The organism is Rubneribacter sp. (genome assembly GCF_965361815.1).
Map to the genome: position 1 here is coordinate 71,190 of NZ_CBDTNW010000136.1, position 13,747 is coordinate 84,936.

Annotated in this window: 10 protein-coding genes and 1 CRISPR repeat array; of the genes, 4 read left to right on the forward strand and 6 right to left on the reverse strand. The window is 57.4% G+C overall.

The features are described 5' to 3' along the window. Positions 1-36: 36 nt before the first annotated feature. The 6 genes from ACWKY3_RS10120 to ACWKY3_RS10145 form a co-directional block, all read right to left on the reverse strand. Complete coding sequence (locus tag ACWKY3_RS10120; protein WP_449316283.1) at positions 37-387, reverse strand: hypothetical protein; 351 nt, start codon at positions 385-387, stop codon at positions 37-39. A gap of 165 nt (positions 388-552) precedes the next feature. Then, positions 553-1,977 carry an amidophosphoribosyltransferase gene (locus ACWKY3_RS10125; protein ID WP_449316284.1) on the reverse strand — a complete coding sequence of 475 codons (1,425 nt, stop codon included), beginning with the start codon at positions 1,975-1,977 and terminating at the stop codon, positions 553-555. Between the two features lie 137 nt (positions 1,978-2,114). Further along, entirely contained in the window at positions 2,115-2,651 is a 537-nt protein-coding gene (gene thpR / locus ACWKY3_RS10130) for an RNA 2',3'-cyclic phosphodiesterase (RefSeq protein ID WP_449316285.1), read from the reverse strand. 35 nt (positions 2,652-2,686) lie between these two features. Further along, the gene (locus tag ACWKY3_RS10135; RefSeq protein WP_449316286.1) at positions 2,687-3,106 is read right to left on the reverse strand and encodes a peptide deformylase; all 420 of its coding nucleotides are present in this window, start codon (positions 3,104-3,106) and stop codon (positions 2,687-2,689) included. 114 nt (positions 3,107-3,220) lie between these two features. Continuing rightward, on the reverse strand, positions 3,221-4,540 hold the full coding sequence (locus ACWKY3_RS10140; protein ID WP_449316287.1) for an MATE family efflux transporter: 1,320 nt from the start codon (positions 4,538-4,540) through the stop codon (positions 3,221-3,223). Between the two features lie 19 nt (positions 4,541-4,559). Continuing rightward, positions 4,560-5,873, reverse strand: a complete 1,314-nt coding sequence (locus ACWKY3_RS10145; protein WP_449316288.1) for a chloride channel protein — start codon at positions 5,871-5,873, stop codon at positions 4,560-4,562. A 372-nt stretch (positions 5,874-6,245) separates the two neighbouring features. Between ACWKY3_RS10145 and cas9 the strand changes: the two genes are divergently transcribed. The 4 genes from cas9 to csn2 are packed head-to-tail and all read left to right on the forward strand — an operon-like array spanning position 6,246 to position 12,250. Next, entirely contained in the window at positions 6,246-10,373 is a 4,128-nt protein-coding gene (gene cas9, locus ACWKY3_RS10150; protein WP_449316289.1) for a type II CRISPR RNA-guided endonuclease Cas9, read from the forward strand. Then, positions 10,354-11,241, forward strand: a complete 888-nt coding sequence (gene cas1 / locus ACWKY3_RS10155; RefSeq protein WP_449316290.1) for a type II CRISPR-associated endonuclease Cas1 — start codon at positions 10,354-10,356, stop codon at positions 11,239-11,241. The genes cas9 and cas1 overlap by 20 nt, the downstream gene beginning before the upstream one ends. A 23-nt stretch (positions 11,242-11,264) precedes the next feature. Next, the gene (gene cas2 / locus ACWKY3_RS10160; protein WP_449316291.1) at positions 11,265-11,573 is read left to right on the forward strand and encodes a CRISPR-associated endonuclease Cas2; all 309 of its coding nucleotides are present in this window, start codon (positions 11,265-11,267) and stop codon (positions 11,571-11,573) included. Further along, positions 11,570-12,250 carry a type II-A CRISPR-associated protein Csn2 gene (gene csn2, locus ACWKY3_RS10165; protein ID WP_449316292.1) on the forward strand — a complete coding sequence of 227 codons (681 nt, stop codon included), beginning with the start codon at positions 11,570-11,572 and terminating at the stop codon, positions 12,248-12,250. The genes cas2 and csn2 overlap by 4 nt, the downstream gene beginning before the upstream one ends. 54 nt (positions 12,251-12,304) lie before the next feature. After that, positions 12,305-13,726: direct repeats of the CRISPR family, unit length 36 nt; unit sequence GTTTTGGAGTAGTGACAAACTGACTGGTAGTCAAAC. Positions 13,727-13,747: the final 21 nt, after the last annotated feature.

Below are 13,747 nucleotides of genomic sequence, written 5' to 3' on the forward strand. Positions count from 1 at the left end.
CGGATTGCCGCGCAGCACCCGGCACCGCGCCTGTCGTCAGAGGATCGCCGCGGCCAGCGCCATGAGGAGGAGTACCGTTCCCGCCGCCGCCGCGAGCGCGCGCTCGCGGCGCGTGAGGTCGAAGCCGACCCCCTGCGCCCGTGCAAGGACGTTGCTCGCCCGTGCAAGGAGGCTGACGGCTCGCGGTGCGGCGGGCGCGGGTGTGGGCGCGGGCGCGCAAATGGGCGCGTCTGCGCAGTTCATGGGTGCGCGGGCATGGCGGGGAGGCGTTCGGTCCGCCGCTTGGCCCCCGGGGATGACACAGATCTTCGGCGTCTCGTTGCTGGCGGGGAGAGGGTGGGCGGTTCGTCTGTCGTCGTGCTTCGTTGGGATGGCTGCGGCTTCCATGGCGCCTCCTTGCGTCGGCTCGTCTGCGTTCTGCTGCGCAGTCTAACCGATGCGCCTGCTCTAGCTGTCCCACAAATGGGACAGCTAGAGAGGTTTTTGGAAACTTCGCCGAAAAGGGGATTCGGGCCGCCGTCTGGAACCCGATTGCGCGTGGAAAGGCCTCCGCTACTCCCTGCCGTTCCAGCAGTAGGTGCACACCTTCTCGCGGTCGATGCCGATGGCCTCCAGCATGCCGTCGAGCGACTGGTACCCTAAGGAGTCGAAGCCCATCTGCTCGCAGATGGAGCGCAGCATGCACGTTCCGCGCTCGGTGGAGCTGTCGGCGTACTCCTCCAAGTGCCGCTGCCCCTCGTCGCCTTCAAGCTCCTGCACCACGCGGCGCGCGATCAGGTCCATGTCGGATTTGCCGCGCGAGAAGCTCAGGTACTTGCAGCTGAACATGATGGGCGGGCACGCCGATCGCATATGCACTTCCTTGGCGCCGGCGCCGTACAGGAAGTCCACCGTCTCGCGCAGCTGCGTGCCGCGTACGATGGAATCGTCCACGAACAGCAGCTTTTTGCCGTTGATGAGCTCGGGGATGTGTATCTGCTTCATCTTTGCCACGTGGTTGCGCACGTTCTGGTTGCTGGGCATGAACGAGCGCGCCCAGGTGGGGGTGTATTTGATGAACGGGCGCGCGAACGTGACGCAGCTCTCTGTGGCGTAGCCGATGGCGTGGGGCACGCCGGAGTCCGGCACGCCGGCCACGTAGTCCACATCCGGCAAGGCGCCGCGCGCTTTCTCGTCGCGCGCCATGACGGCGCCGTTGCGGTAGCGCATCATCTCGACGTTGACGCCCTCGTAGTTGGAGTTGGGGTAGCCGTAGTACACCCACAGAAACGCGCATATCTTCATCTGGTCGCCGGCGGGGGAGACGGTGCGGTAACCGTCGGCGTCCACGAGGACGACCTCGCCGGGCCCCAGCTCGTACTCGTCGTCGTAGCCCAGCTTGTGGTAGGCGAACGACTCGAAGGAGATGCAGAAGCCCTCGTCGTTTTTGCCGATGAGCACGGGCAGGCGCCCCATGTTGTCGCGGGCCGCGTAGATGGATCCCGCATCGGTCATGAGGAGCAGCGTGAGGGATCCTTCGACGGCCTCCTGCGCGTGCTTGATGCCCGAGACGAGGTCGTCTTTCTGGTTGATGAGCGCGGCCACCAGCTCCGTGGTGTTCACCGCGCCCGATCCCATGGCCATGAGCTGCCGGCCGCCGTCGGCGAAATACGATTCCACCAGCTGTTCGGCGTTGTTGATGGCGCCCACGGTGGTCAGGCCGAACGTTCCCAGGTGCGAGCGCACCAGAAGCGGCTGGGGATCGGTGTCGCTTATGCATCCGATGCCGGAGCATCCGTGGAAGTCCGGCAGATCGTCTTCGAAGCGCGTGCGGAACGGGGTGTTCTCGATGGAGTGGATCTCGCGCTGAAAGCCCCCGTCGCCGTCGCGAAAGATCATGCCCGCGCGCCTTGTTCCCAGATGGGAGTGGTAGTCCACGCCGAAGAACACGTCCAGCACTACATCGCGGTGGGATGCAGCTCCGAAGAATCCGCCCATGGTGCACCTTTCGTCTCGCCTATTGCCCGGCTACGCCGGGAAAGCATCAGTATACGGCTCCGGAACCCCCGACGGGGGCATTTGGGATGTGATTCTCGGTTTTCTGCACGAGCTGCGGGGGATTGGCGGCGCGCGGCTTAGCGCCGGGTGGGGAGCAGCGCTGAGTGCAGCGGCTTGTAGACGGCGCCGGCGCGGTCGAGCGTGCTTTTGAACAGCGTGACCGAAGGCGCCGTGCCGTTTTGCGGAAACGCGAGCGCGGGCAGGGGCGCGGCGGGGATGCGGACGCGGCGCGCGAGCGTGATGTGGGGCCGGAAGGGCTTGGCGTCGAAGGGCACGCCGCGCGTGGCAAGATGGGCGCGCAGGTTGTCCGCCAGGTTGGAGAGCGCGGAATCGGGCGCGATGCCGAGCCATAGCGTGGCATCGCCGGCGCGTCCGAACTTCCCCAAGCCCTCGCTCGCCAACGCGACGGGACGTGCGCGCCGGCACGCTTCGTCCACCGCCCAGGCGGCGTCGGCGGCTTCGCGCTCGCCGATCTCGCCGAGGAAGGCGAGCGTGAGATGGTAGGTTTCGCGCGCCAGGAAGCGCCCCTTCATCGTCGGCTCCAGCCGACGTGCGAGCGCCGCGACGTCCGAGACGAACGCGGGGTCCAAGTCCAAAGCGATGAACGCTCTCATAGGCGGCTGTGCGTGAAGGGGCGAGAGGGCGCGGCCTAGACCAGCTTGCCCTTGCAGTGGTCGATCATGTGCTGGACAAGCTCGGCCGTCCAGCCGGTGAGGTCGGCCGAGCGCTCGACGAGCGCGCCGTCTTTCAGCTCCTGGAACGAAACCTTGATGCGCTCGAACCGCGTCACCTTCGATTCGGCCTCCCGGGTAAGGCACCCTTCGACGGCCTTGTAGGAACCCAGTGCCCTGAGCAGCTTGGGGTTGAACATGACGTGCGGCTGATCGGCGTCATCCAGGTAGGCGGCGATGCATTTCGTGTGGCCTATCTGATTGGCGGCCAGGCACGCCGCGTCGTCGAGCGAGGTCAGCGTGTCGAGGAGATCCTGCGCCACCTGCGCGTCGTCGGCCGTGGCCTCCTCGCAGGGTTGCGAGAGGACGGCTTCGTCAGTCACCAGGTCCTTGATCATGGGGCATCCTTTCGGGACGGGATTTGCTTTGTCTAGGGCTTTCGGTGAATTCTACCACGACGCGGCGGCTGCGGGAGGAGGCGCGGCCAAGGCGGAGCCGGGGCCGCATGGCCGCTAGCGCATCCATCGGTCGCTTCGGATGCGCAGCCCGTTTGCCAGGGCGCGTCCGCCCATGAGCACGATGTCGAACGCGGCCCACAGAAGGGCGACGCGCATGAGGCCGCTGGGCAGAAGCGGGGCGGCAAGCACGAGGGCGCACAGGGTTGCGATGTGCGCGGCGGAGGCAAGGGCGCAGGTGAGCGCGAGGTAACGGAAATCGCCCGCGCCGATGAGGATGCCGTCGAGCGCCCACATCCAGCCTTGCAGGGGCAAACCGACGCCAACGACGACCATGCCCACGGTGGCGATTTCGCGGACGTTTTGGCTCGGGGAGAACAGGCCCGGGGCCGCAAGCCCCGCAAGTGCGAACGCCGCGCCCACCGCCGCTCCGGCCAAAAGCCCCGCGCGCGCCGTCTCGCGCACGAGGGCGCGCGCTCCCGCGTGGTCCTTCGCGCCCAAACGCGCCCCCGCGAGCGTCTGGCCCGCGATGGCCACGGAGTCCAGCACGTTCAGCGCGAAGTTCCAGGTGGCGTTGACCACCTGGTATCCTGCGAGCACGTCGGTTCCCAGGGAGGCCGCGGCCATGACGGTGGCCACCAGCCCCGCGCGAAGCGCCAGCGTGCGCAGGAACAGGGGCAGCCCGTCGCCGCCCGCCGACGCAACGCCTGCCGCGCGCGGGCGCAGGCCGGCCCCGCCGGATACGGCCCAGCGCACGGCCGGGATCACCAGGAACGCGGCCATGAACCATTGGGCGATGCACGTGGCTATGCCCGATCCGGCGATCCCCCATCCGAACCCGATGACGAACAGGATGTCGAGAGCGGTGTTGAGCGCCGCGCCGCATGCCGCCGCAACCAGGGTGATGCGCACGTTCTGGAGTCCGCGGAAGATGCCGTTGGCCGCGTAGACGAGCAGCATGCCGGGCACGCCGAGCGCCACCGTCTGGACGTAAACGGCGCCGAGGCGCGCGTCGTCTCCGCGCCCGCCAAGCGCCTCGCAAAGGGGGCCGGCGAAGGCGAACAGCGCTGCGGCCAGCACCGCGCCGATGGCGGCGGACAGCCACAAGCCGTCCATGCCGGCCTGCAGACCCTCCCGCCTTCTGCCCGCGCCGAGCAGGTGTGCGACTTGGGAGGTGGTCGAGTAGGCCAAGAAGATGCACAGTCCCACGGCGGTGAGGATGACGGTGGAGCCCAGCGAAAGTCCCGCCAGCGCCGCGTCGCTGACATGCCCAACGATGGCCGTGTCGATGAGCACGAACACGGGTTCTGCGATGAGCTGGCCGAATGTGGGGACAGCCAGCGCGAGGAGTTGTTTGAGGGTGGAGGGTGCGGTCATGGGGTTGGTCGCTTGCGTCTTAGTTTCGAGGTGCGGGCTTGCCGGGGGTTTCCGAAGCCGCAGCTGCTGCGGCGGCATGGGGGGTTTCGGGGAGCCAGGCTTTCGGCACGGGGATGAGCGATCCCACGACCGCCGCCGCGAGCATGGCGACGACGCCCTGCGCGGGGAAACACAGGAACAGCAGCAACGCCGCCATCAAGGGTTGGCGCATCATGGCACCGAGCGCGCCCGCCGTGCAGACGCACAGGCAGAACACGGGGTCTGCGCCGGTGAGGGAGGCCAGGCCGTAGCCGAGCGCGATGCCGCTGAACACCATCGGGAAGAACTTGCCGCCGCGCCAGCCCAAATTGAGGCAGAATTGGAGGATGAAAGGTTTGACGAGGGCGGTGGCGATGAGGGCTGCCGCGCCGATTTCCGTCCACGCGATCTCAAGCTGCATTGCCTGCGTCTCGCCTGCGAACATCGTGTAGGGAAGGAGGCAACCTGCCGTGCCGAGGACAGCTCCTGCGACAAGCGCCTTGGCGACGGGGCGCTCTCCCATGGCGCGGGCGCATGCGCGGGCGAGCGCGCCCGCTGCGTGGCTTGTCCAGCCGACGACGGCTCCGGCGAGCGCGAGGGGAGCGAGCAGGAGCCATTCGCGCGTGCCGGCGTTCAGGTCGGTGAAGCGCGGGAGGCCTCCCATGCCTCCGAAAAGCGCGCCCAAGCCCATCATGGCCGCAAGGGCGGAGGCGATGGCAACAATGTAGACGGCGATCTTGGCCGGTTTGGGGATGAGCACCTTGGCGTCGGCCATGCTCTCACGCGCCTCGCCGTCCCCGAACACGGGCACGGCCAGCCCGTACAGGGGTGCGGAGAACATGGCGCCCGCGATGGCGGCGATGCCGACCGACACAAGCTCCCTGAACTCGCGTCCCAGGAATTTGAGTCGGTCGCCTACCCACGTGCACGCTCCGGCGATGACGCCGGTAAGTCCCGCTTCGGGGCCGATGCTCGCGCCGAACAAAAGCGGCAGGAGCGCTCCGGCAAAGCCGACGAAAACGGTGCGGTACTCGTAGCGGCCCGTTGCCTTCACCTCGGTCATGACCTCGTTCATCTCGCGTGGCTGCCCCGGCCACCTTTTCTGGAAAAGTCCGACTGCCAGGCCGCCGACAAGGCACATCGGCAGCGGCCACCACCACGCGCCCGGCGCAATGGCGCTTGGCAATGCGTCCCAGAGAAGCTCTATCCCATTGTCCATCAAAAAGAAGAACACCCAGCAAAACGCGCCGGCCAGCGCTCCCAGAAGGATCACTGCGAGCGCGTACAGCGCGTAGGTTGCTGCTTTGGGCGTCATGCTCATTTCGTCTCCGTCGTTGGTCGGGGGTGCGGTGACTTTCGGGAAGCGCACGCTTTCAATGGACCCAAAGCGCAACTTCCACTGCTCCGTTCATGATGGAAAACGTGTTCGCGCCCATTATAGGGAATGTTGCGGGTTCGCGGGTGCGGCCATAGGTGCCGGGTTGCACCATATGGCGCCTGATTTTGCTTAAGACGAATAAAAAACGAAGGGTCCCGTGTGGGGCCCTTCGTTTTCGGAGTCAAACTACCGCCTCCGCGGCGCCCCGAAGGGCAGGTAAGGCTAAGCCTTTATTTTGACTCGCAGTGACATCTTGACTGGTATCAAGATATACCCCATTCTAACAGGTACATTGAGAAAGGGGAACCCATGAATCTGCGCAATGTCAAGTCGTATCAGGTTGGGTTGGATATCGGTACCGGGTCGGTGGGGTGGGCCGTTCTTGACGAAAACGGGGACCTGTGTCGCTTCAAGGGAAAACCCACATGGGGAAGTCGTATTTTCCCTTCGGCGCAAACCGCGGCCGAAACACGTGCCAGTCGTAGTCTGAGGCGCCGTTACGACCGCCGGCGTCAACGACTTGACCTGCTGCAGGAGTTGTTCGCGCATGAGATGGCAAAGGTTGACTCGGAGTTCTTCGTTCGGTTAAACCAGTCACGGTTGCATCCCGAGGATCGCGATCCTGCACATGCGGACTATCAGTGGCCGCTCTTCAACGGCGAGGACTTTACCGAACGCGATTATTATCGGAATTTTCCCACAATCTACCATTTGCGCGCGCGTTTGGTTGAGTCGAACGAAAAAGCCGACATTCGGCTCGTGTATCTGGCATTGCATAATATCGTGAAGCATCGAGGAAACTTCCTATACCAAGATAACCCCTCATTGAGCGCTAAAAATGCCAATATGCGGGATGCGGTAGAGGGTCTGTGCCAGGCGCTTGCAGATTGGTGCGAGAAACACGAGATTGGATGTTCCTGCGACAAGGAATCGCTTGTGAAAATTCTGAGCGACACCTCGCTTCGTTCGTCAGACAAGCGCGATAAAGCCGAAGTGGCACTTGGGGTTGAAAAAGAGTATAAAAAGTTGGCTAGAGCGGTGTCCGATGCCATAGTGGGGCGCTCGGCAGAGTTTGCGCATATTTTCTTCGCGGAGGCTGAGGGCAGTAAGTTTTCTCTTTCCAACGATGAGAAGGTTGAAGCGTATGCTTGCCCTGATGAGGGGTGTGATCTGTTTGAGGCGCTACAAAAGGCGTACTCGTCTTACGTGCTGTCAGAAATTTTGAGTGACGCACAGGGACAGGGAAAGACACTTTCGTTTTGCAAAGTAATCGAATATGAGCGCTATGGCAAGGAGCTCAAAACACTTAAAAGCCTGGTACGCACATATGGACCTGAACGCTACGACGAGTTCTTCCGTGGTGCGTTCTATGAGGGAACGCACGAGTACGATCCTTCCAAGGCGAAGGGATACACCAAGTACAATCTAGGTGCGGACAAGCTATCGTATGAGGATTTCCTGAAAGAAGCAAAGAAGCTGCTCGAGGATATTGGCGCGCAATCGGATGAGCGCTATGCAGACGTTGAGCGCGCGATAGAGACGGAGACGTTTTTGCGCCGTCTCAAAACCAATAACAACGGTGTTATTCCCTATCAGCTACATCGCGAGGAAATGGATGCGATCATTGATCGGCAGGGACGGTACTACCCCTTCCTGCTGGAGGAGAAGAAAAAGCTGCGGTCCCTCGTTGAGTTCCGCATACCTTATTACGTGGGACCCCTCACGCAGAAACATGCTCCGCGCGACAGCAAGGGAAAGACGCGGTTTGCGTGGGCATCGCGTAAGCAAGGGATGGAAAACGAGCGCATATACCCTTGGAACTGGGAAGAGGTGATTGACAAAGACCAGAGTGCCGAGGACTTCATTCGCCGTATGACAGGAACTTGTACGTACCTGAAAGGCGAGCCAGTGCTTCCACGTTGCTCGCTTACATATGAGCTATTCTGCGTGCTCAACGAACTGAACGGGGCGCATTGGACGCAGGATGGAGACAGGAGTTACCGCTTTGATGCCGCTGACCGGTTGGGTCTTATTAATGATCTGTTCAGGAGGCGGAAGCGTGTGACGTATGCGGCTGTGGAGAAATGGTTGGCACAAAAGCATGGTCCGACCAGTGGTAAGTCTGTCGGTGGTGCGTACCGTGTGTCTGGCGGTCAAGGGGAGGACGCGTTTGAATCGCAGCTTTCCTCATACTATGATTTTTGCAAAATCCTCGAGGTCGATGAGCTGTCCGATGCCGATGCGGCTATGGCCGAAGACATTGTTCTTTGGAATACCGTATTCGAGGATCGCTCCATCTTGAAGCGCAAGATTAAATCTGCCTACAGTGATCGTTTGGATGATGCGCAGATTGGTAAGTTCTGTCGGAAACGCTATACCGGATGGGGTCGGCTCTCGAAGGAGCTTTTGTGCGGGGTTCGCAGTAACACCGACAACGGTTCGAAAACTATTATGGATATTTTGCAAGAAGGGGATCCCAACCATGCCACTCGTGTGGGCGCAGCCATGAACCTCATGGAAATACTTCACGACGATTCACTTGAGTTTCAGACGAAGATAGACGAGCGCAATCTTGAGCGTGCGCGCGAGGCTGGTGGCATATCTTTGGACGAGGTGACGGGTTCTCCGGCTCTCAGGCGCGGTATTAACCAGGCGCTTCGAATAATGGATGAGATTGCACACATTGCTGGGAAACCTCCTGCGCATATATACATCGAGGTGACGCGTGACGAAGATGCCCGTAACAAGGGTAGGCGAACTACAAGTCGTTATAAGGCTTTGGAGGCAGCGCTTTCCAATCTTAAAGAGCAGTACGGAGATGTGCATAGAGAGCTTAAGGCGCACAATCCGCGAGAGTTTGACAATGAAAGGCTCGTTCTCTACTTCATGCAGTGCGGCAAATGCATGTATTCGGGTAAGCCTTTGGACATCAATAAGCTGCAAACCTATCAGGTTGATCATATTTTGCCGCAGTCTTATACCAAGGATGACAGCTTTGAGAACAAGGTGCTTGTGTATGCGAGTGAAAACCAGCGCAAGCTCGACACCTTGCTGTTGGATCAGGATCTTATTCAGCGCATGCAAGGATTCTGGCGCAATCTGCGAGATGCCGGTTCTATTGGAGAGAAGAAGTACGACAACCTTACGCGCGCAAGAATAAGCGACGAGCAGATGAAGCGGTTCGTCAACCGTCAATTGGTCGAAACGAGCCAGATTGTGAAGCAGGTGCAACAGCTGCTTCGAACGCGCTACCCTGAAACCGACGTACAACCGGTGAAGGCGGGAATGTCTCATCAGTTACGTGCGCAGTGTGAGTTGGCGAAAAGTCGCGAGGTTAACGACTTCCATCATGCTCACGACGCCTATCTGGCTTGCCAGTTGGGGCGTTTTATTCGGTATCGGCACGATTCTGTGTATAGCGAACCGGTGAAAATGGCAGCAGTGGTGAAGCAGTTCATCAAAAAGCAGGCCGATGATTACCGTCGGACGCGAGAGCTTCCAGGGTCCGCCGGGTTCATTGTGTCGAGCTTTCTGACATCAGGATTCGATGTGGAGACCGGAGAAGTGTTCCGCGATGCCTGGGATGCTGATTTTGAGGTAGATCGCATCAAGCGGTGTCTTGACTACAAGGATTGTTTCATCTCGCGCATGCCCGAAGAATCACATGGTGCGTTTTGGAAACAGACTATCTATTCGCCGAGGGCGGGGAAGTCGCTGAATCTTCCCTTGAAAAAGGGCCTTGATCCGCAAAAGTATGGAGGTTATTCGAGCGAACAGTTTGCGTATTTTATGCTTTACGAAGGAAAGAATCCTAAAGGCAAGAACCAGGCGAAATTGGCCGGCGTGCCAATTCCTATTGCGCAAAAAATATCAAAAGGTGAATTGTCGATTACTGAATATGCGCAAGAGATTGCTCGTGAGGAAGGTCTTGTCTTCTCGAGAGTTTTGAGGGGGCGTATTCTGAAGTACAGCAAAATACGTTATGGGCAGGATGAGTATTTCATACCAGCGCTGGATGTCGTGTATTCGGCAAGGCAGCTAGCGTTAACGGGTGATTTGCTCAAAACAGCGCAAGACGTAGGCGATAACAAAGTGAGTTCTTTCTGTCTTGACGATGGCGCGCTCATGAGGCTATACGATGAATTGCGAGATAAAGCTCTGTTTTTGTGCTCCGGGTTCAAAAACGTTCATAAAGCTCTGGAGCAGGGTAGAGAAACGTTTTCTCAGCTATCTTGTGATAAAAAACGTAAGGTTTTGCTCGTTGTTCTTGGATTTTACAAAGGAGATACCGCTCGTGTGGATCTTTCTTTTATAGGCGGATCGCGCAATGCCGGAAAAATTAGTAACAATTTTATCGCTAATCATCTCAAGGATATCCAGTTTGTAGATTCCTCGGTCACTGGCATGTTCGAGAGGTGTGAGACGATTGGCCTTTAGGACCATCTTTATCGAAAGCCAGTGCCGATGTAGCTACCAAGGTGGCTATCTTGTAGTGCGGAAAACGGACGATACGAAAAAGATTCACCTTTCGGAAATATCATCTATTATCCTGCAGACTACACAGGTGTATTTGAGCGCGTATCTCCTTGCTGAACTGGCGAAATGTAAGATTTCACTCGTTGTTGCTGACGAGAAATGCAACCCGATAGGGCAGTATCTTCCGTTATATGGAGCTCATAACGCCAGCAAGCGTGTGGCAGAGCAACTTGCGTGGGGCGAGCCTATCAAAAAGCGTGTATGGCAGCAGGTGGTTAGGGAGAAGATCCGTCAGCAGGCTCGTTTGCTTGAAGAAAAGGGCCAGGCGGAGGTTGCAAAGTTGCTATACATGGCTCGTGATGAGGTGAAATCGGGGGATACGACCAACCGTGAAGCCCATGCGGCGCGTTTGTATTTCAATGCGTTGTTCGGACGCAATTTTTCTCGCGATGCTGATACGCCAATAAACGCCGCCTTGAATTATGGCTACGCGATTCTTTTGTCCATGGTGAACAGGGAATTGGTCTCACGTGGATATCTGACGCAATGCGGTATTTGTCATCGCAATGAGTATAACCAGTTCAACTTCTCGTGTGATTTGATGGAGCCGTTTCGTCCGATAGTCGATCATGTGGCGTACATGTATGCTCAGGAGATTTTTGACCAAGATGTTCGCCGCTTGTTGGGCGATCTGGGAAACCGCGTTGTGGTCTACAAAGGGGGATCATATCGACTTCATTCGACGGTGTCGCTGTTCGTGCAGGACTGTCTTTCGGCGCTCAATAAGAACATTACGGCATCGAAAATTGAGGGCTTTGAGCAATTATGAGTTCTCGAGAAAGAGCAAGGTTCATGAGGGTGTTCGTGTTTTTTGATCTGCCGATAGAAACGGCTGCGCAAAGAAGGGATTATCGGCTATTTCGCAAGTACCTGGTTAAAGAAGGGTATCTCATGTTGCAGGAGTCAGTGTACGCCAAGCTGGTAATAAATGACGCGCAAGCGAATGCCGCTATCGGTCGTTTGCGTCAGCATCGTCCTCCGGCTGGTTTGGTGCAAGCGCTCAAAGTGACCGAAAAACAGTTCGCGACGATGGAATTCATTGCGGGTTCCCGACACGAGCATGAAGAGCTTGACACAATGGAGGAGTTTGTGGTGCTATGAATCTTACGATTTCGGGTTTTTCGGAACCGCTGGTTTTAGGAAGCGACCATGTGTCGGTTTTGGAAATCCATAATCGCCGACTGTTTGCTCGTGTGTGTCAATCGCTCATGTCTGAACTCGATGGTGAGGCGTTGGAGCCATATACGCTGTGGGACGGCGATGATCAACGTAGTTCTAGGAATTACTTTCTGTTCATCTGTAACCCGTTTGAACTTCCTTGGTCGGAGCGGGCGTTGATCGGAGAAGTGCTTGAGCGCATAGAGGACATGTTTTTGCATGAGGATGAGGCGCGTCAAAGAATCGAGACTGCGGGACGGTCGTTGTCGGAACAGGTGGCATCTTTGGGGCTACGCTTGCAGTCGGATTATGCTTTTGAAGTACAATGGGATATGCGAAAATATTTGAAGGCTTTCGATTTTTGCGTCGAGGTTGATCCTGCTGACGAGCTCCTTGACAATTTGACAAAATTTTTGAAGTTCGCATCTGACGCCGCATTCAGAAAGCAGCTTGTATTCGTGAATTTGAAAAACTTTTTGGTAGAAAAAGAGATACAAGAGTTCTATCGACAAGCAGTTTTTTTCGAATTGAATGTTCTGCTGCTTGAGAATGCATCTGATGATTCGGCTTTTGAGTACGAAAGAAAAATGTGTATTGACATGGACTTTCTTCAATCATGAGAAACTGTACCAGCCAGTTGCCCATCCTCCCGCAGAGAGGATTTTGCCCCAACGGTTTTGGAGTAGTGACAAACTGACTGGTAGTCAAACGCTTCCGCACCGAGACCCACCGCTACATGCGTTTTGGAGTAGTGACAAACTGACTGGTAGTCAAACCCCACATGGGGTATACCAGGCCCTCGGCCTGTTTTGGAGTAGTGACAAACTGACTGGTAGTCAAACACCTCATGGACGCGCTGCGCTACATGGTGAGTTTTGGAGTAGTGACAAACTGACTGGTAGTCAAACCCCGACGCGTAATTGGTTAGCACCACCGAGGTTTTGGAGTAGTGACAAACTGACTGGTAGTCAAACTCGCGCAGGCGCAGGTTCACGACGTTCTGGTTTTGGAGTAGTGACAAACTGACTGGTAGTCAAACCCGTGGACGCCGTGGTGGTGTCGATCGCCCGTTTTGGAGTAGTGACAAACTGACTGGTAGTCAAACCGGCGACGAGTGGAGGATCCCGGTCATGCCGTTTTGGAGTAGTGACAAACTGACTGGTAGTCAAACGCGTGCAGGGACTCCACCGCTGACACGAGGGTTTTGGAGTAGTGACAAACTGACTGGTAGTCAAACTCGCCCTGGAGCTGGTAGCCGAGCTGAGCAGTTTTGGAGTAGTGACAAACTGACTGGTAGTCAAACCACCAGAGGACCGACCAGGACTACTGCCGGTTTTGGAGTAGTGACAAACTGACTGGTAGTCAAACTCTGCCTGCTGCATCTTCTTCTTCCCCTCTGTTTTGGAGTAGTGACAAACTGACTGGTAGTCAAACCGTCGTAGCTCGTCACCAGACACCCTCCTCGTTTTGGAGTAGTGACAAACTGACTGGTAGTCAAACCATCGTGAAGATCGGGCATACGCTCCACGTGTTTTGGAGTAGTGACAAACTGACTGGTAGTCAAACAACGCAGGCGCAACCGAAGCCGTTCTCGCCGTTTTGGAGTAGTGACAAACTGACTGGTAGTCAAACAGGCTCTCGGACTCAAAAAGTACCTCACAGGTTTTGGAGTAGTGACAAACTGACTGGTAGTCAAACGCCTGCTGCATCTTCTTCTTCTTCTTCTCCTCTGTTTTGGAGTAGTGACAAACTGACTGGTAGTCAAACCTGTGGCAGGCCCGACAGGCCCCACAGGCCGTTTTGGAGTAGTGACAAACTGACTGGTAGTCAAACCCTTGTCAGGAATCATGTAATCCACTGTCTGTTTTGGAGTAGTGACAAACTGACTGGTAGTCAAACTGCTGACTCATACAAACACTTGTACTCGTGTTTTGGAGTAGTGACAAACTGACTGGTAGTCAAACAAACGTTCGAACCGTTGGGATCGTAAACCTGTTTTGGAGTAGTGACAAACTGACTGGTAGTCAAACCGCCAAATCGCTCGGTATGCAGTGGGGATTGTTTTGGAGTAGTGACAAACTGACTGGTAGTCAAACAAGCCTACGCGATCCAGCGTC